This window comes from Frateuria aurantia DSM 6220 (assembly GCF_000242255.2).
Lineage (GTDB): Bacteria > Pseudomonadota > Gammaproteobacteria > Xanthomonadales > Rhodanobacteraceae > Frateuria > Frateuria aurantia.
Genome location: NC_017033.1, coordinates 2,059,766 through 2,076,675 on the forward strand (window position 1 = coordinate 2,059,766; position 16,910 = coordinate 2,076,675).

Genomic DNA, 16,910 nt, shown 5'->3' on the forward strand with positions numbered 1-16,910 from the left:
TGCCAGGCTGCCGTCGGCCAGCCGGGAACACCCAGAGGAAGATCTTGCAATGAAAAAAATCCTGTTTGCTCTGGCGCTGAGCGCCTCCCTGACCGGCGTGGCCATGGCCGAAGCCGATGTCAGTCCCGCGATGGTGAAGCAGGCGCTCGCCTCCGGTGACTATCATCAGGCCGAGCAGGAACTGAACCAGGTCGTCGCCCAGCATCCCGACAGTGCCAAGGCGCATTATGTGCTGGCCCAGGTGCTGGCCAAGGAAGGCAATCTCCAGGGGGCCCGCCAGCAGCTGGCGCAGGCTGCCCAGATCGATCCGGCCATCCACTTCACCAGCCAGGAGCGTTACAACGCCTTCCGGACCGAACTGGGACAAGCCATGGGTGAACTCAGCGGCCATCGTGCCGCCAGCGTCACCAGCTACAGCCAGCCGGCAACCGCCACCGCGCGTCCTGCCGGGGAGGGCCATGGTTTCGGCCTGATCATCGGACTGGTGATCCTGCTGGCCGTGATCGCCCTGATCTGGCGCGCCTTCAACCGGTCCAGCCAGAACCGGGCCACCATTCCGCCCCAGAATTTCAACAACGGCGGTTTCGGCAACAACAACTACGGTTACGGCCAGCCGCCGCAGCCGCCTCCGTACGGTCCCCAGAGCGGTGCCGGCGGTGGTCGCTCGGTGATGGGTCAGGTGGCCAGCACCGCGGCCGGCGTCGCCGGCGGCATGCTGGCGGCCGATGCCATCGAGGGCATGCTGCACCATGGCGGCGAAGCCAATGCCGCCACGCCACCGGCCTTCGGCGGCAACGGCAATTTCGACAATGATCCCTTGCGCAATATCGGCAATTCCAATGTCGACATGGGCAATGACGACAGCAGCTGGGGTGGCGGCGACTCGTCCTTCGACGACGACAACAACAGCTGGTGAAATCGGGCCACTGACTCGAACCCGCCTCTGGAAAGCCCGGGATTCGTCCCGGGCTTTTTTGTGCTGATGCCATCGCACCGGCATGCGGGCCTCAGCCGCAGATCACATCACGGCAGGCCCCGCAGCCCCGGTCACAGGCCTGCTCTGGCCATGATCGACACATAATCCCCCGCCCTGACTCACCCCGCCGCCTCCGGCCGATTGCCGGAGCTCCAGCCGGGCTGCAGCCCGTATCTGACCGGGTCCCTGCGACCGCCCGTCCCAGAGACAGTTTCGGGGCTCAACGTACTCTTTCGCCACCCGACCAGCACCAGGCGCTGCCTGCAGCCCTCTGATCCGGATGCCAGACTCATTTTCTTGCATGTGGTCATTGACGTCGCATGGGTTTACCCTGCCCGCCAACTTCACTCAGGCATCGCGGCCTCGGCCCCGATCGGCACCGCATGATGAACGAACACTCCCTGAAGCTGGCCGGCTATTGGCGGAACTCCCTGGCCGATGCCGACAATGACCGCGGTGCCCTGTCCAGACCTCAGGCGGAAAAGCTGGCCAGATTGCCAGCCGAAGCCATCCGCCAGGGTCAGCTCGAAGCCGATATGGTCCGGCGGCTGTTCGAACGGGAGCCTGACAGCCTGTCCTCGGTGAACCTCAGTCTGCGCCCCTGGATCTATCCGGCGAGATCGGAGCACGGTCAGACCCGCACCGGACGCCCGGCCATCATCACGCCGGTGGTCTGCCGCGTCACCGCCAGCCGTGACGGACGACTCTACCCGTCGGCACGAGCGATGGTACCGAGAGATCTGCTGGAGCCGTTGGAACATGACAGCTTCAGCATCGGCCGGCAGGAAGCCATGGATCACTTCCTGTCCAACCATGCGACGCCGGCCTTTGCCGCTCCCGCGGCCGGGAGCACGGTAGATCCCGAGCAACACCGGCAGCAATGGAGCGACTATCTGGATTTCTGCCAGCAAATGCTGCGCACCGTCAGCCAGAACTGGCCGCCGGAAGATGACGGCTACGATCTGGCCGACTACGGCTATATCTTCAAGCAAGATCAGGCGGAAGGTTTCAACCGCCATATCATCAATCTCTACGATCACTTGCGCGCCGGCCCTCGTGAAGCCCCGTTGTTTGATCGCTATGCCCAGCAGGCCCAGACACCGGATGAGCCTTGCCTTGCGCCCAACAGCCAGTTTGCCAACCGGCTGGCCCACGCCAGCGACCGCTTCGCGCTGGCACCGGCCCAGAGGGACGCGCTGAGCCATCTGCTGGTGGCCGGTCATGGCGACATCCTGGCCGTCAATGGTCCGCCGGGCACCGGCAAGACCACCCTGCTGCTGTCCGCAGTTGCCACCCTGTGGGCCAAGGCCGCCCTGCAAGGTGACGAGCCTCCTGTAATCGTGGCCAGTTCCACCAACAACCAGGCCGTGACCAACATCATCACCGCCTTCGGCAAGGATTTCGCCCGCGGCGACGGCCCGCTGGCCGGGCGCTGGCTGCCGGAGGTCCACAGTTTCGGCGCCTATTTCCCGAAGACGTCGGCCGAGGCCGAAATGACCCGCAGCTACCAGACGCGGAGTTTCTTCAGTCGCCTTGAATCGCAGGAATATCTTGATACGGCCCTGCCCGCCTACATGGCCAAGGCGCGCGCAACATGGGCCGATGCGCCCCCGCGGGAACTCGCCACCGTCCTGCAGCGCCTGCAAGAAGCCATCGGTGCACGCCAGCAACACCTGGCGGCCATCGAACAGGCCTGGGTCCAGCTGGGCTATGTCCGTCATGCCATCGAATCCCAGCTTGGGCCTGATCCGCAGGCCGGCATCGACCGTCTGGAGACCGTGCTCGACCTGCGAGCCGGCGACCTCGCCGCCGCCCGCTCACGCCAGCAGACGTTCCGGCATCATCTGGCCCACGAACCCCTGCTTTATCGCCTGCTGAGCTGGCTGCCCCCGGTGGCCGACAAGCGGCTGCGACTGGCCAGACTCCAGTTCGATGTCGACCAGCCGGGACTGCAGGCTGCCGACAGCCTTGAAGCCATGGAAGCCGCCCTGGCCGGCGCCGTGACCAAAGCGGAAGCAGCCCATCACTCGGCTCTGACCCGGCTGGAACAGGCCAGACAATGGCTGCTGCAGCGGCAGGAGCGATTGACCCGCTGGGGCCAGGCCATCGCGGTGCTTCCACAGTCGACAGATCACCGGCCCGAGGAGGTCAGCCTGGATGACTGCGACCACTGGGCCGATACCACGCTGCGTTTCGAGATCTTCCTGCTGACCAGCCACTACTGGGAAGGTCGCTGGCTGCAGGAAGTCAGCGAAAACCTCACCGACATCGTCAACAGCCGCAGCAAGAACGGCCGCAAGACCCTGGAAAAGAACTGGCGCCGCTGGATGAAACTGGCTCCCTGCGTGGTCGCGACCTTGTTCAGGCTGCCTGGCGAACTGGGCTGCAAACGCCACAACGGCCATGGCTTTGTGGATGATTATGCCCTGGACTTCGCTGACCTGCTGATTGTGGATGAGGCCGGCCAAGTGCTCCCCGAAGTCGCCGGCGCCTCTTTCGCGCTGGCCAGACAGGCCCTGGTGATCGGTGATACCCAGCAGATCGAACCCATCTGGTCGATCCCCCCTGCGATCGACATCGGCAATCTGGTCGCCGCCGGCCTGCGGCCGACCTCCGGCGATCCTGAAGTCTGGTATGAGCGCTTCGGGCAGAGCGGACGCAGCGCGGCCAGCGGCAGCGTGATGGCCATCGCCCAGTCGGTCAGTCGCTACCGTTACGACCCGGAGCTGGCCCGCGGCATGTATCTGTATGAGCACCGGCGCTGCTACGACGACATCATCGATTATTGCAATGCGCTCTGCTACAAGGGCCGTCTGCTGCCAAGGCGTGGCCCTGCGCCCGACGAGGGTCTGCCGCCGCTGGCCTACGTCCATGTCGATGGCTGCTGCGAAACCGGTACGCACGGCAGCCGCCGGAACCGCTTGGAGGCCCAGGCCATCGCCGCCTGGCTGCAGGCGAATGCCGCGCAGCTGCTGGCCCGCTACAAGCTTCCGCTGCATGAAATCGTCGGCGTCATCACGCCCTTCGGTGCACAGACACAGGCCATCGAGCAAGCCTTCACCGCGACGGGAATCTCCGCCGGCAAGGCACCCGGCCAGCTCACGGTCGGTACCGTCCATGCCTTCCAGGGCGGCGAACGACCTGTAATCATCTTTTCAGCCGTCTATTCCAAGCATGCCGACGGCGGCTTCATTGATCGCAACAACAGCATGCTGAACGTCGCCGTATCCCGCGCCAAGGACAGTTTTATTGTGTTTGGCGATATGGATCTGTTCAGCGCGATGCCGGCGTCCACGCCACGCGGCATGCTGATGGAACACCTGGCCGCCGTACCCGGCAGCGAGCTGGATTTCGAGGTGCCGGCCCGGCAGGATCTGCAGACCACCCGTACCGGCCTCAGCCATCTGCACGAGGCAGCTGAGCACGACGACTTCCTGCGGAGGGTCCTGCAGGAAGCCCGTCGCGAAATCCAGATCGTCACACCATGGATGCGACTGCAATGGATCCGTCATGACCATGGCCTGGAATACATGGCCGATGCCGTGGCACGCGGCGTACAGCTGCAGATCTATACCGACCGCTATCTCAACCGGGGAGTCAGCCGGAATCACCCCGAAGGTGATCCGGCGGCTGTCGAAGCCTTTCACCAGGCCATCGAGGCGCTGGAGGCCTGCCAGATCGAGGTCTGCCAGGTGGGCAAGGTCCACAGCAAGCTGCTGATGGCCGATGACGACCTGCTGTGCGTGGGTTCGTTCAACTGGCTCAGCGCGCAACGTGCAGGTGATCATGTCCGCCACGAGACCTCGATGGTCTATCGCGGCCCCGACGTGGGGCCCGAGCTGACCGTCAATCGCCACAGCCTGCAGCAGCGTCTGGTGCAGGTGTCGGCCTGATCATGCCTCCAATGCCGGTCATATCGCCCGGCAATCGGCAGATACTCCGACAGCAGACGGGGCATCGCTAGCAAACGAGCTGCGGCCCCAAGGCCTCTGGGCGGCCATCATCCTGTGCGTCGCACTGGTAGCCGCTGGTTTATCCACTGGGTTGATGTTCGGTCCGCCTGGCCGTCCACTGCTGATGACAATGGCGGTCCTGGCGGCCATCATCGGCCTCTTGCTGATCTGCCGTCGGCTGATTGCAAAAGGCCTGGGCTGTTTCGACCAAGGCATCATCTACATGGTCGGCAAGATCAAAGGCATCTTCCATCTGATCGGCAAGAGCAAATTCATCACCTCCGTGATCATCAAGTTCATGGGCCGACGAACCGCCACAGACGACTCTGCGATGGCTAGTGCTGCTGAACTGGACAAGACGAACACATTCGTCAACACCGCCCTGCTGATCGGACGCTGTGCCAATTACCTCCGCATGCTCTTCATTTCCGGAATCCTGATTTATGCCTTTTACCTCTTTTTCAAGTGATGCAGCCATTCGACCAGTCTGGATCCGACTGGCAATCCTGATCGGGCTCGGTCTGGCCGGCGAACCAGGCCTCGTTCTGGCAGACACCCCGGCCAGCTGCCCCGCGAGCTTCGCACCGACGGCATCCCGCGACAGCAAACAGGCACTGGCCGCACAACTGGCCAAAGCTCCCCCTTGCCAATTGATCCAGGGCGTTCCCAAGACATCGCTGGCCTCGCTGTGGCAGATGCTGACCAATGGCGAAAGCACTGGCGGCAAGCGCTTTGACACTCCACCGCCTGCCGGTACGCCGGATGGCAGCTACTACGCCCCCCAAGGCACGACCATCCGCTTCGACTTCAGCAGCCTCCAGGCGCAAGGGTTGCAGCGCTTCGTGCTGGCCGATGGCGGACGAGTGCTGATGAACATCAGCCCGGTACCATCCGTGCAACAGATCGCAGGCCTGCGACCAGGACATGCCTATCACTGGAAACTTGGCGGAAGACACAGCAGCTGGCATGGCGACTTCCAGTTGATGGACCCGGAAGATGCCCGGGAGGTAACGCAACGCCTCCAGCGGATTACCGCCAGCTCGCAGCCGGAAAGTGTCAAGCAGTTCTATCGTGCCGCCGTTTTTGACGATGAAGGGCTTTATGCCAATCGCGACCAGATTCTGACCCAGCTGAGGAACGGTCAATGAAACACCCCGCCAGGTTGCTCGTTTGCGGATGCCTGCTCCTCAGTCTGCTCCCTGCCGCAAGGCTGATGGCCCAGACGACGTCGCCATCCGATCCCGGGCAACCGGCCGTTGCTGCATCCACCGAACATCCGGGACATTTCGGCCTGTTCCACAGCATGTGGAAGCATGTGAAGAAAATCGATCATTTGCTGCCAGGTGAGCATGTGGCAACAACGAGCGCCGCTGCCACACCGGATGGCAGCCACCCGGCAGACTCGATTCAAATCACCCATGTCGGCCCGATCGAAGACATCACCAATACCGGCGGTCTTTCGGAAGAAATCGTTGATCAGAAATGCAAGGTCCTGATCGCCCCGGTGGGTACCATGGGAAGTGCCGGTTCACTGGCACTGCTGACGGGCAAGGTAGCCCTGAACAACCGGTTTCATATCGGCCCCCATATGTCGATAGCCACGGTCGTGGAAGAAGCCTCGGCCCGACTGAACTGGCTGCCTGCACCTGCAGAACGCGACATTGGCAAGGCATTGCTCAAACACAACCAGGACATGGTACTGCCCCGTACCGGGCGGCTGGGCCGAATCGCCTACGCTCATGCGGAACAGACTTTGAAAGACGTCCAGATGGCCGCCGGAGACACATCACCTTATCACTTCTCGATCTATGTACTGAAGGAGTCTGGAAAAAATGCCAGTTCGCTGCCTGGCGGCATCATCGAGCTGGACAGTGACCTGGTCGGCCGCGACTGGGATCCGACCATTGCCTATTTCCGGGTCGCCCACGAGATGTCTCATATCCTTCAACGGCACGAAACGGAAAGCTACCAGGCCTTGCTTGCCGATTCCGCCACATCGATCGCCAGCCTGAAAGACATCATGTCGCGTGATCCGTCACAATTCAAAACCATTTTTGCCTATGCCCACCATCTGCAAAGCACCCGCCTCGACTTCAGCGGAGGCCAGGAACTCCAGGCCGATGCCTGCGCGGTAAGGCTGATGCACAAGCAATATGCCGACCCTGTACGGTTCACCCAGGCCATGACGGATGTCGAATCCAGTCTGGGACCCGTGCTGGATGGAGCAGTCCCGGAAACGAAGACCGATATGGTGACGGTGGTGCAGTCGCTGATCCATGGTCCTTATGAACGACATCCAGGCACGCGCGAACGGCTGGCCAATCTGCGGGCCATGGCTGTTGCGCCCTGATGACCCGGCCGACAGATGGATATGCACCATCGAGGCGTTGAAAACACCACCTGTCATCCTGAGCCTCGAGTATCCAGGCGAAACCCGTCACCGGGAACACGATCGCACGCCTGTTTGTCAGGGCCGGACGGCAGTACCTGATCGCAGGGCCCTTTGGGGAACCTCGAAAAACCTCACCAGGCACTGCTACCGGCATCATTGAATCAATGGGTTGCATAAAGCTGGATGCGAGGATTCGGAGTTAATAAAGGTTCCCTTTGCGGATCAGACGGCCTGCGGTTCGGCAACGATGGATCGGCCATGGATATTGACGTCAGGACCGTCGGAATGACGAAGCCGCTCGCCCTCTAGACAAAAAGATGCCCCCGTTGCAGCGGATCACCCTGCAGCAGCAGGCGCACCCTGTCCAGCGCCAGACTGGCATTGTCCCTTGCACATCCCATCGGAAGACGCAAGGCTTCAACGGGCGATGACCCCGCTGGCGCGAGGCCGTAACGCTCAGTTGTTCCAGCGAGCGGATAAACAAGCGTGCGCTCCAAGGGGCGGGCAAGGGCAGCCACACATGCAACCCCAAGGGCCCGCACAGGCATCGAGCGGAAGCGGACCGCGGGCCAGCGCCAGCCTGGACCGGCATTCACACCGGGTGGCCGCCACTATGGCTCGGCCATGCCACTCCGTATCCATTGCTCAGAGAGGCCGTAAAGCAGGGGTGATCCCCCCATGCCAGCCGCGCCCAGATGATCGATCACGGCATCGGCCGCCATCGGGTCGGGCGCCATTACCAGCGCGGGGCGCAGGCTCGACCACAGACATTTCGGGAGCGAGGAGATGTAGTAGGCCTTCAGATCCGAGATGCATGCGGCGACGGCAGATGCCTGTCGGGCGGGTATCCCGTGCACGTCACCAGGAGAGCACGACTTCGCAACCATCGGGCGATCAGACTCGCCCCCTCGCACCAGGCCGATGGCAGCGATTCCAAGGGGGGATACTGCAACGCCGGGTCACCGGCAGCCGGATCTCGCATCAGCACTTGAAGCTGTATCGACAACGCTGCGCACGCCGAAATCATCGCCTGCTTGTCACCGGATGTTCGCGTAAGCCTCCGCAAGATATCGACACCCGCTTTCAAGCCTTGCCGGCATCTTCCGGGAACAGTCTGTCGTCATCCAGCCGAGGGAATCTTCCATGTCATGGATCTACAACCGACGCAACGGTCAACTGGAACACAATGGCCGTGCCTACAGCGGCTCACCCACCGAGCCGGTGGCGGAGCCTGCCCTCCATCCGTCACCACACGACGGCCATCCGGCGCTGCCATCCGGTCGGTATCGGATCGGCTCCCCGTTTACCCATGCCCGTACCGGCGCATTCACCTTGGGACTGACGCCATCAGTGACCAATCACGGCGCGCATCGCCACAGCTACCTGATCCACGGACCGCATCCCGGCCACCCCGCCGATGCAGCTCATGGCAGTCTGGTCCTGCCCTTGTCGCTGCGCCGACTGATATGGACCAGCGGTGATCGTTCACTGGAAGTGGTCACCTGACAACACTGCATTGGACCACTCCTGCGTCGATCCTTGACCCGCATGGACGAAGTTGCACTTTTCATCCGTGCGGTCCGGGTCAATTCCGTGTCCACGCACACACCGAAAGCCTGCGGGCAAATCCACCTCCGGGAAGCGGCCACCCGTAGGAGGAGGGTGTCCACGCAGGTCAGACCCGCCACGATGCATGATCAGACGGTAGCGCCTCAGCCTGCAGCAGCCAGGCGCCGTCCTGCGTGGCGTGACTCAAGGTGCTGCCGCCATCGTGACGAGAGCCATGTCAGCCACCGGCTCGACCCAGGCCACGGCATCATGGGGATGCAGGCTTTCAAGATGGCGGACCTGGACCCTGACCTGTCGATACCCGTCAAGAGCGGAGGCGATGTCCCGCGCCGCATCTTCGACGAACATCAGATGCCGACCGTTTCTGGCCGCAAACTCCTGCTCGTCGGCCCGCTTGACGGCGGTCTGCAAAGGCGTGCCCACGGCGGCCTCGACACGATCGACAAGCTCCAGGGCACCCAGATGCCCGCCCGCCGCCAATTCGACGGCGACACGGGCTTCGCTGCGCTGGCTGTGCGGCGTAGCGGAGGTCGCATGGTTCTGCAGCCAGTCCGCGACCTTGGCTGGCGGAACATGGGAATGCCCCTGAAATGCCCGCAGAAAATCCGCCCCGATCAACTGGCGTGACAATGCCGCCGAGCAAGGGCAGGTCGAGGCATAGCCCACGATGACCTCCAGCCGCCCCCGAAACACGCCCTGGATCAGGCTGGCCTCCACTTGCAGCGGATAGGCTTTCCAGCCGGCAAGACCTTGGGTCACCAGCGCAGGGCGTTCGACCAGCAGCTCCAGTTTCAGGCGCAGACGGGCACTGCGACTGCCACAATCCGCATGGCTTTCGATCAACGCAGCAAGCAGGCGGCTCAGCACCGCTTTCGACAAGGCCGGACCACCTGTCAAGCCACCCAGCCGATGATGCAGCCGGGACATGTGAATGCCCTTGACCTGCGGCCGAGGCAGATCGACCTGAACATCGGCGCGAGCATGCACCCTGGCGGCTGCACCCGTTTCGGCCAGCGTAATGGGCAGATCGATCCCCTGCATACCGACCCAGGCCAGCGCACGAGGCGCTGACGGGCATTCGGTGGCCGAGATATCAGGGAGCCGACTTTTCATGGGAGTTCCTTGGGCCAGTCGGCGAAAGCGTGGGGCCAGGTCATCCACACCTGCGGGCCTTCCCGCATTTCCTGATCAGTCAACAAGCAGACATCCAGCCGCGCCCTCAGATCCGCCTCGTTCATATCCATGCCGATCAGCACCAGTTCCTGACGGGCATCACCGACCTGATCATCCCAGCGGGAACGGATAAGTTGTACGGTGTCCGGATCTTCGGGCCAGCGCTCGGGCGGTATTGCGGCCCACCAATAACCTGCCGGCCCGTGCCGGGCAACCGCACCGGCCTGCGACCAGTTGCCGGCCACGGCTGGATGGGTGGCCAGCCAGAAGAAACCTTTGGATCGCACCACGCCCGGCCACTCATCCCGCACCAGTTCCGCAAAACGTCGCGGATGAAAGGGACGTCTGGCCCGATAGACAAAACTGGCCATCCCATAGGTCTCGGTTTCGGGCACATGCGTGCCGCGCAGCTCCTGCAGCCACCCCGGTGCTCTTGCCGCCGCCTCGAAATCGAACAGCCCGGTACCCAGCACGCGGTCAAGCGCCAACCTGCCAAACTCGGCAACCTCGATATGCGCCCGCGGGTTCAGACGCTGCAAGATGGCCATCAGTCGCTGCCGCTCGACAGGCTCGACCAGATCAATCTTGTTCAGCACGATCACATCGCAGAACTCGATCTGCTCGATCAACAAGTCGACGACCGTGCGCTGGTCCTGCTCACCCATTGATTCGCCACGAGCCTGCAGACTGTCCCGTGAGCTGTAATCACGGAGGAAATTGAAGGCATCCACCACGGTCACCATGGTATCGAGTCTGGCGACATCATTGAGACAGCGACCGTCCTCACCCGCGAAGGTGAAGGTTTCCGCCACCGGAAGCGGCTCGGAAATTCCGGTCGATTCGATCACCAGATGATCAAAGCGCCCCTCCTCCGCCAGCCGTCCCACCTCCAGCAACAGGTCCTCGCGCAGAGTGCAGCAGATGCAGCCATTGCTCATTTCCACCAGCTTCTCATCGGTCCGCGACAGCTCGGCGCCTCCCTCACGGACCAGCGTCGCGTCGATATTGACCTCGCTCATGTCGTTGACGATCACCGCTACTCGGCGGCCGTCGCGATTGTTCAGAATATGATTCAGCAAGGTGGTCTTGCCCGCGCCCAGAAATCCGGAAAGCACGGTAACCGGCAGAGGAGGCTTGGTGGTCGAGGCTGATGGATCGGCTTTCATAAAGGCTCAATGCTCCGGTTCACTTTCAAAAAATACGGCTCGCTATCAGTCCTGGCCCTGCCTGTCGGGATCACAGCCACGACAAATTCCGTGCAGCTCGATCACCGGGCGCTGCAGCTTGAAGTCCTGGCCATCCATCCACTGCCTCAGGTCGCGCCCCAGATCGGCCCGCGCGGATTCCTCGACCCGCCCGCAGTGATCACAAATGGCATAGGCCTTGAAATCACCGGCGTCGCATCCGTCCTCACGGCAGGCAACGTACGCGTTCAGGCTTTCGAGTCGATGGACCAGGCCTTGGCGCGCCAGTTTTTCCAGCGCCCGATACACCTGGGTCGGCGCATTGAAACCATCCGTCCGCAGATGCTCCAGCAAGGCATAGGCGCTCATCGGACCCTCCGCCTGCTGCAACAAGCTCCATACCCGCTGCTGATGAACAGTCAAAGACATGGCAATCCCAGGCCTCGTGCATGCCCTATTGAATGTTATGTTATAACATCTCAAAATGAATTGCCAAGATGGCAGCCGGCCGTCAGCAACCGCCATGGGAGACACGCCGTGGCCATGTTCTGCGCCACAGCCGGCGGACATCCGGTGCACCGGACTCCAGGACTGTCAGGCCCGGACCCCATCGCCGGGAGGCACGGATCCTGATTGCCCGCCCGTACGGCGAAGCGGCCCTTGATTGTCAATGCGGATGTGCAACAGCTCGTCAGGACACTGTTCAGGCACCTCCAGCAGATCACGACGCCGGACATGCACCCGCCTATCCCCGACCTCTTCTTCGAACGGGCGGAACAACAGATACGAACTGATGGTCGTACCGAAGACCGCCACCACTGCCTTCAGCCAGATCGGATGATGCAGTCGCAACATGCCGGCGATGCTGCGCACGGTAGTCCGCCCGATCCTGGCGCTGATGATCTGGATCGAGGCCTGGACGGCCCTGCCATGGAACCGTCGTCGCCGCCGACCTCCGACTCAGGCGCGGTCGTTGTCGCGCCGAGTCCTCCACCGCAGTCATGCAGGGCGGTGCCACCTGCAGAGCCGGACGGCCACCGCGGCCCCTGCCCGCAACCAATTCTCGGCACACGGCCTGGTATTCGGGGCCATGGCGGCCAGATCATCCTGATGCCAGCGGAGCAATCCCCGGGTCCCGTGGTGCCAACACGGATGCCTTGCCATGATCGGTTTGTTCAAACCGCTGTCGAACGTGGCGGTGATTCAAGGCGAGCCGATCACCCTTGCGTAGAGCCGCATATCCCTATGGAGCATGGTCGTGGCCTGAATTGCCGATGGTCCGATGGCCGCCCGGACCAAACGCGGATCTCCATGGAGACATCATGCATCTATACAACAGCGAAATGGAGCACGACATAGGCATCATCGGTTTTCCATCATTGGATCCGGACCCTGAATGCGCGTGCCTCGCCCCGTCCCGGCTTCAGTCATCAAAAGCCGGCACCCCCAGCACCTCGATCACATGGTCAAGAAAGCAGGTGATCCGCGCCGCCAGCGCCGTATTGCGGTAGTACACGGCGTGGATGGCCTGACGCTGCTCGAAGGTCTCATCGGCCAGAACCTGTACCAGCCGGCCATCACGACGATCATCCCGTGTCATGAAATCGGAAAGACAGACAAGACCCAAACCGGCCAGCGCCATCTGTCGCAAGGTCTCGCCGCTGGAACTGGCCAGCTCAGGACATACCGTCAACCCCGCCCCGCCCGCAGGGCCGAGCGGCCAGTCGTTGAGTGTCGCCGGCTGATTGAAGCCCAGCAGGACATGCCTCTGCAGATCCGCGGCAGTGCCCGGAAGGCCCCGGCGCCGCAGATAATCCGGGCTGGCCAGCACCCGCAGCCGGCTGCTGCCGATGGGACGGGCATGCAAGGTGGAATCCTTCAGCGCGCCGATACGAAAGGCGATATCCGTCCGCTTCTCGATCAGGTCGACGATGCCTTCGTTGGAATTCAATTCGAGAACGACAGCCGGGTAGCGCTCGCGGAAACCGGCCAGCAGAGGCACCAGCACATGCAGCATGAACGGAGTGGCTGCATCCACCCGCAAGCGGCCTACAGGCCGCATGCGTCGTGCGGCCATCTGCTCTTCGGCGGCATCCACCGCGGCCAGAATGTCCCGCGCCTGTGGCAGCAGCTCCGTACCTTCCTCGGTGAGTTCCAGTCGGCGCGTGGTACGGCGCAGCAGACTGGTCTGCAGCTTCTCCTCCAGTCGGGCCAGGGTCCGGCTGGTGGCTGAAACGGTCAAGTCCAGCCGCTCGGAGGCCGCCGTGATCGAACCGGCCTCCACCACCGCCACAAAGGCCTGCAATTCATCCAGCGAGGTTTTCATTTCTTGATATTTTTTCAAAAGACCATGACTTATAAACCGCTTATTCCGCAAAGACAAAGCCGGCAGACTGGCCAGCCTACCCCATAGCCGGATCGCTCCATGCCTCTTGCCCTGCTGGCCCTGACCCTGGCCGCTTTTGCCATCGGCACCACCGAATTCGTGATTGTCGGCCTGATTCCCACCATCGCCGGCGACCTGCATGTCAGCCTGCCTTCGGCCGGCCTGCTGGTCAGCGTCTATGCTCTGGCCGTCGCCATCGGCGCACCGCTGCTGTCGGCACTGACCAGCAGATGGCCACGCAAGGCCCTGCTGATCGGTCTGATGGGCCTGTTCACGCTCGGCAATCTGGTCGCCTGGCAGGCGCCCGGCTATGCCAGTCTGGTGATGGCCCGGATCCTGACCGGACTGGCCCACGGCGTGTTCTTCTCGGTCGGCTCGGTCGTGGCGACCCAGCTGGTGCCACGCGAAAAGGCCGCCCGCGCCATGGCCACCATGTTCAGCGGCATGACCGTGGCCTTTGTGCTGGGCATTCCGCTGGGCACCTGGATCGGCCAGCACTTCGGCTGGCATGCCAGCTTTCTGGTGGTCGCCGTCTTCGGTCTGATCGCGCTGCTCGGTGCCATGGCGCTGGTGCCGGCCGATATCGAGCAGCCGCCAGCGGCCCCTTGGAACCGGCAATGGCAGGTCTTGCTGCAGCCCGATCTGCTGCGGGTCTACGCCATGACGGCCATTGGCTACGGCGGCTCACTGATCGCTTTCACTTATCTGGCCTCGATATTGCAGCAGATGGCCGGCTTCGCCCCGAAACAGCTCGGCCCGGTCCTGATGGCCTATGGCATCTCGGTAGCTGTCGGCAATCTCTGGGGCGGACGCCTGACCGACAGGCACGGCCCGATCATCGCCCTGGCCATCCTGTTCGGCCTGCTGAGCCTGGTGCTGGTGACGCTTGGCCTGACCATGCACAGCAAGCCCCTGCTGGTCATGACCGTGCTGGCTTGGGGTGCCGTCGCCTTCGGCAATGTGCCGGCGCTGCAGGTACTGGTCTTGCGCCAGGCCGAGCGAACCGTGCCCGATGCGGTCGATCTCGCGGCCGGCTTCAATATTTCGGCCTTCAATCTCGGGGTGGCCGGCGGCGCCTGGATCGGTGCCGAAGTGGTCACCCGGATCGGACTGGCTGCCACGCCCTGGATCGCCGCCGCCTTTACCCTCATCGCCCTGGCACTGACCGGCTGGTCGGCACGCTACGACAGTCTGCCGCTCCGCACCACCGGCTGATACTCCGGCTTGAATCTCTCTGACAGGACGTGTCCATGAACCTCCCTATCTTCGGCCTCGGCACCTTTCGCCTGACCGGCCCGCAAGTGATCGACTCGGTACGCCTGGCGCTGGCACTGGGTTATCGCGCCATCGACACGGCGCAGATCTACGGCAACGAGGCCGAGATCGGCCAGGCCATCAACGAAAGTGGCCTCCCCGCCGAGCAAGTGTTTCTGACCACCAAGATCTGGACCGCGAACTATGCCGCTGATCGACTGGTGCCCAGCCTGCGCGAAAGCCTGGACAAACTGCGTCGTGATCAGGTCGATCTGTGCCTGATTCACTGGCCGGCACCCGGGCAAGCCATTCAGCCCGCTGAATATCTGGATGCCCTGGCCGAAGCGCAAGCGCTTGGCCTGGCCCGCCGGATCGGACTCTCCAACTTCAATATCGCCGGAACCCGCGATGCCATTGAACGGCTTGGCCCGGGGATCATCGCCTGCAACCAGATCGAGCTGAGCCCCTATCTGCAGAACCGGGCGCTGGTCGATTTCCTTCGCTCGCAGCACATTGCGGTCACCTCCTATATGACGCTGGCCTACGGCAAGGTGCTGGCCGATCCCTTACTGCAAGGCATCGCCGACAAACATCAGGCCTCGGTGGCGCAAGTCGCGTTGGCCTGGGCCATGCAGCTGGGCCATGCCGTGATCCCATCCTCGACCCGCCGCGAACATCTGGCCGCCAATCTGCTGGCCCGGGACCTGTCGCTGGACAGCGAAGACATGAACGCCATCGCCGGCCTGGATCGCGGCGGACGCGAAGTCGATCCGGAAGGCCTGGCTCCGGTTTGGGATTGATCGCCCTGCAGCCCGCCCCCACTCCCCCATTATCATCAAGCGCCGGCACGGCGCCGATTCACGGAGATGACTGATGTCACAGATTCAAGATCCGCTGTTCCAGCCCTGGCAACTGGGCTCGCTGACACTGCCCAACCGCATCGTGATGCCGCCCATGACCCGCTCCCGGGCCAGCCAGCCGGGCGACGTCCCCAATCCGTTGATGGCCGAATACTATGCCCAGCGGGCCAGCGCCGGCCTGATCATCAGCGAAGGCACCTGGATCGCACCCATGGGCAAGGGCTATGCCTGGACGCCAGGCCTGTGCAGCCCCGAGCAAATCGCTGGCTGGCGACAGGTCACCGACGCCGTGCATCAGGCCGACGGGCGCATCTTCGCCCAGCTCTGGCATGTCGGTCGCCTCAGCCATACCAGCCTGCTGGGCGGCCAGTCTCCGGTGTCCTCCTCGCCCATCCAGGCCGAAGGCGTCAAAGTGTTTGTGGCTGGCGATGATGGTGCCCCGGGTTTTGTCCAGGCTTCGATGCCGCGCGCCCTGAGCATCGAGGATATCCAGGCGGTGGTCGCCGAGTACCGTCTGGCCGCGCGTCACGCACTCGAGGCCGGCTTCGACGGGGTCGAACTGCATGCCGCCAACGGCTATCTCGTCAATCAGTTTATCGACTCCCATGCCAATCAGCGGACCGATGCCTATGGCGGATCGCTGGAAAACCGCCTGCGTTTTCTGGGCGAAGTCACCCAGGCCCTGATCGAAGGCACCGGTGATGCCGGACGGGTCGGCATCCGGCTGGCACCGCTGACGACCTTAAACGGCTGCGTCGATGCCGATCCGGAAACCACGTATCTGGAAGCCGCCCGCCAGCTGGGCATCGCCGGAGTCGCCTATATCCATATCGCCGAAGCCGACTGGGAAGATGCCCCGCTGATGCCGACGGCCTTCAAGCAGCGTCTACGCCAGCTGTTTCCAGGCACCATGATCTACGCCGGTCAATACACCGCCGAGCGGGCCCGCACCGCCATCGAGGAAGGCTGGGCCGATCTGATCGGCTTCGGTCGACCCTTCGTCGCCAATCCCGATCTGCCGGCACGCCTGCGCCAGGGTGCCCCGCTGAACCAGCCGGATCGAGAAACCCTGTTCGGCGGCGGAGCCCACGGCCTGACCGACTATCCAACGCTGGACTGAAGTCCGCAGGCTGACGCCTTTCAGGCGGAATCCCCCTGCCGCC

14 protein-coding genes are annotated in these 16,910 nt (G+C 63.1%); 9 read left to right on the forward strand and 5 right to left on the reverse strand.

All coding sequences use genetic code 11. The features are described from left to right. Positions 1 to 49 precede the first annotated feature (49 nt). From FRAAU_RS09565 to FRAAU_RS09595, 6 genes are all read left to right on the forward strand, one after another. Positions 50 to 916, forward strand: a complete 867-nt coding sequence (locus FRAAU_RS09565; RefSeq protein WP_014403327.1) for a DUF2076 family protein — start codon at positions 50 to 52, stop codon at positions 914 to 916. 443 nt (positions 917 to 1,359) lie between these two features. Next, positions 1,360 to 4,869, forward strand: coding sequence for an AAA domain-containing protein (locus tag FRAAU_RS09570; protein ID WP_014403328.1), 3,510 nt, complete (start codon positions 1,360 to 1,362; stop codon positions 4,867 to 4,869). Between the two features lie 154 nt (positions 4,870 to 5,023). Then, positions 5,024 to 5,398 (forward strand): hypothetical protein, encoded by a 375-nt coding sequence (locus tag FRAAU_RS09575; protein ID WP_014403329.1) that lies wholly within the window; start codon positions 5,024 to 5,026, stop codon positions 5,396 to 5,398. Continuing rightward, positions 5,373 to 6,077, forward strand: a complete 705-nt coding sequence (locus FRAAU_RS09580) for a hypothetical protein (RefSeq protein WP_014403330.1) — start codon at positions 5,373 to 5,375, stop codon at positions 6,075 to 6,077. The genes FRAAU_RS09575 and FRAAU_RS09580 overlap by 26 nt, the downstream gene beginning before the upstream one ends. A gap of 203 nt (positions 6,078 to 6,280) precedes the next feature. Further along, entirely contained in the window at positions 6,281 to 7,279 is a 999-nt protein-coding gene (locus FRAAU_RS09585; RefSeq protein WP_169314757.1) for a M48 family metalloprotease, read from the forward strand. Between the two features lie 1,185 nt (positions 7,280 to 8,464). Beyond that, positions 8,465 to 8,827, forward strand: a complete 363-nt coding sequence (locus tag FRAAU_RS09595) for a hypothetical protein (protein ID WP_014403332.1) — start codon at positions 8,465 to 8,467, stop codon at positions 8,825 to 8,827. A gap of 246 nt (positions 8,828 to 9,073) precedes the next feature. On the opposite strand, the gene folE2 is transcribed toward FRAAU_RS09595, so the two are convergent. The 5 genes from folE2 to FRAAU_RS09625 all read right to left on the reverse strand — a co-directional run bounded on the left by folE2 (position 9,074) and on the right by FRAAU_RS09625 (position 13,573). Continuing rightward, positions 9,074 to 10,003, reverse strand: a complete 930-nt coding sequence (folE2, locus tag FRAAU_RS09600; RefSeq protein WP_014403333.1) for a GTP cyclohydrolase FolE2 — start codon at positions 10,001 to 10,003, stop codon at positions 9,074 to 9,076. Then, entirely contained in the window at positions 10,000 to 11,229 is a 1,230-nt protein-coding gene (gene zigA, locus FRAAU_RS09605; RefSeq protein WP_014403334.1) for a zinc metallochaperone GTPase ZigA, read from the reverse strand. The genes folE2 and zigA overlap by 4 nt, the downstream gene beginning before the upstream one ends. A gap of 45 nt (positions 11,230 to 11,274) precedes the next feature. Beyond that, positions 11,275 to 11,676, reverse strand: coding sequence for a Fur family transcriptional regulator (locus FRAAU_RS09610; protein ID WP_014403335.1), 402 nt, complete (start codon positions 11,674 to 11,676; stop codon positions 11,275 to 11,277). Positions 11,677 to 11,841: 165 nt separating this feature from the next. Continuing rightward, positions 11,842 to 12,120 (reverse strand): hypothetical protein, encoded by a 279-nt coding sequence (locus FRAAU_RS09615; protein WP_014403336.1) that lies wholly within the window; start codon positions 12,118 to 12,120, stop codon positions 11,842 to 11,844. A 550-nt stretch (positions 12,121 to 12,670) separates the two neighbouring features. Next, positions 12,671 to 13,573 carry a LysR family transcriptional regulator gene (locus FRAAU_RS09625; protein ID WP_014403337.1) on the reverse strand — a complete coding sequence of 301 codons (903 nt, stop codon included), beginning with the start codon at positions 13,571 to 13,573 and terminating at the stop codon, positions 12,671 to 12,673. Between the two features lie 99 nt (positions 13,574 to 13,672). Here FRAAU_RS09625 and FRAAU_RS09630 point away from each other — a divergent pair, with 99 nt between their 5' ends. From FRAAU_RS09630 to FRAAU_RS09640, 3 genes are all read left to right on the forward strand, one after another. Further along, positions 13,673 to 14,848 carry an MFS transporter gene (locus FRAAU_RS09630; protein WP_014403338.1) on the forward strand — a complete coding sequence of 392 codons (1,176 nt, stop codon included), beginning with the start codon at positions 13,673 to 13,675 and terminating at the stop codon, positions 14,846 to 14,848. A 35-nt stretch (positions 14,849 to 14,883) separates the two neighbouring features. Beyond that, positions 14,884 to 15,687 (forward strand): 2,5-didehydrogluconate reductase DkgB, encoded by an 804-nt coding sequence (gene dkgB / locus FRAAU_RS09635; RefSeq protein ID WP_014403339.1) that lies wholly within the window; start codon positions 14,884 to 14,886, stop codon positions 15,685 to 15,687. Between the two features lie 73 nt (positions 15,688 to 15,760). Then, positions 15,761 to 16,867, forward strand: coding sequence for an alkene reductase (locus FRAAU_RS09640; RefSeq protein WP_014403340.1), 1,107 nt, complete (start codon positions 15,761 to 15,763; stop codon positions 16,865 to 16,867). Positions 16,868 to 16,910 lie beyond the last annotated feature (43 nt).

Bases quoted from the DNA above. Each gene is read 5' to 3' on its own strand.
- FRAAU_RS09565 (WP_014403327.1), top strand. From the start codon at position 50: ATGAAAAAAATCCTGTTTGCTCTGGCGCTGAGCGCCTCCCTGACCGGC.
- FRAAU_RS09570 (WP_014403328.1), top strand. From the start codon at position 1,360: ATGATGAACGAACACTCCCTGAAGCTGGCCGGCTATTGGCGGAACTCC.
- FRAAU_RS09575 (WP_014403329.1), top strand. From the start codon at position 5,024: ATGTTCGGTCCGCCTGGCCGTCCACTGCTGATGACAATGGCGGTCCTG.
- FRAAU_RS09580 (WP_014403330.1), top strand. From the start codon at position 5,373: ATGCCTTTTACCTCTTTTTCAAGTGATGCAGCCATTCGACCAGTCTGG.
- FRAAU_RS09595 (WP_014403332.1), top strand. From the start codon at position 8,465: ATGTCATGGATCTACAACCGACGCAACGGTCAACTGGAACACAATGGC.
- folE2 (WP_014403333.1), bottom strand. From the start codon at position 10,003: ATGAAAAGTCGGCTCCCTGATATCTCGGCCACCGAATGCCCGTCAGCG.
- zigA (WP_014403334.1), bottom strand. From the start codon at position 11,229: ATGAAAGCCGATCCATCAGCCTCGACCACCAAGCCTCCTCTGCCGGTT.
- FRAAU_RS09610 (WP_014403335.1), bottom strand. From the start codon at position 11,676: ATGTCTTTGACTGTTCATCAGCAGCGGGTATGGAGCTTGTTGCAGCAG.
- FRAAU_RS09625 (WP_014403337.1), bottom strand. From the start codon at position 13,573: ATGAAAACCTCGCTGGATGAATTGCAGGCCTTTGTGGCGGTGGTGGAG.
- FRAAU_RS09630 (WP_014403338.1), top strand. From the start codon at position 13,673: ATGCCTCTTGCCCTGCTGGCCCTGACCCTGGCCGCTTTTGCCATCGGC.
- dkgB (WP_014403339.1), top strand. From the start codon at position 14,884: ATGAACCTCCCTATCTTCGGCCTCGGCACCTTTCGCCTGACCGGCCCG.
- FRAAU_RS09640 (WP_014403340.1), top strand. From the start codon at position 15,761: ATGTCACAGATTCAAGATCCGCTGTTCCAGCCCTGGCAACTGGGCTCG.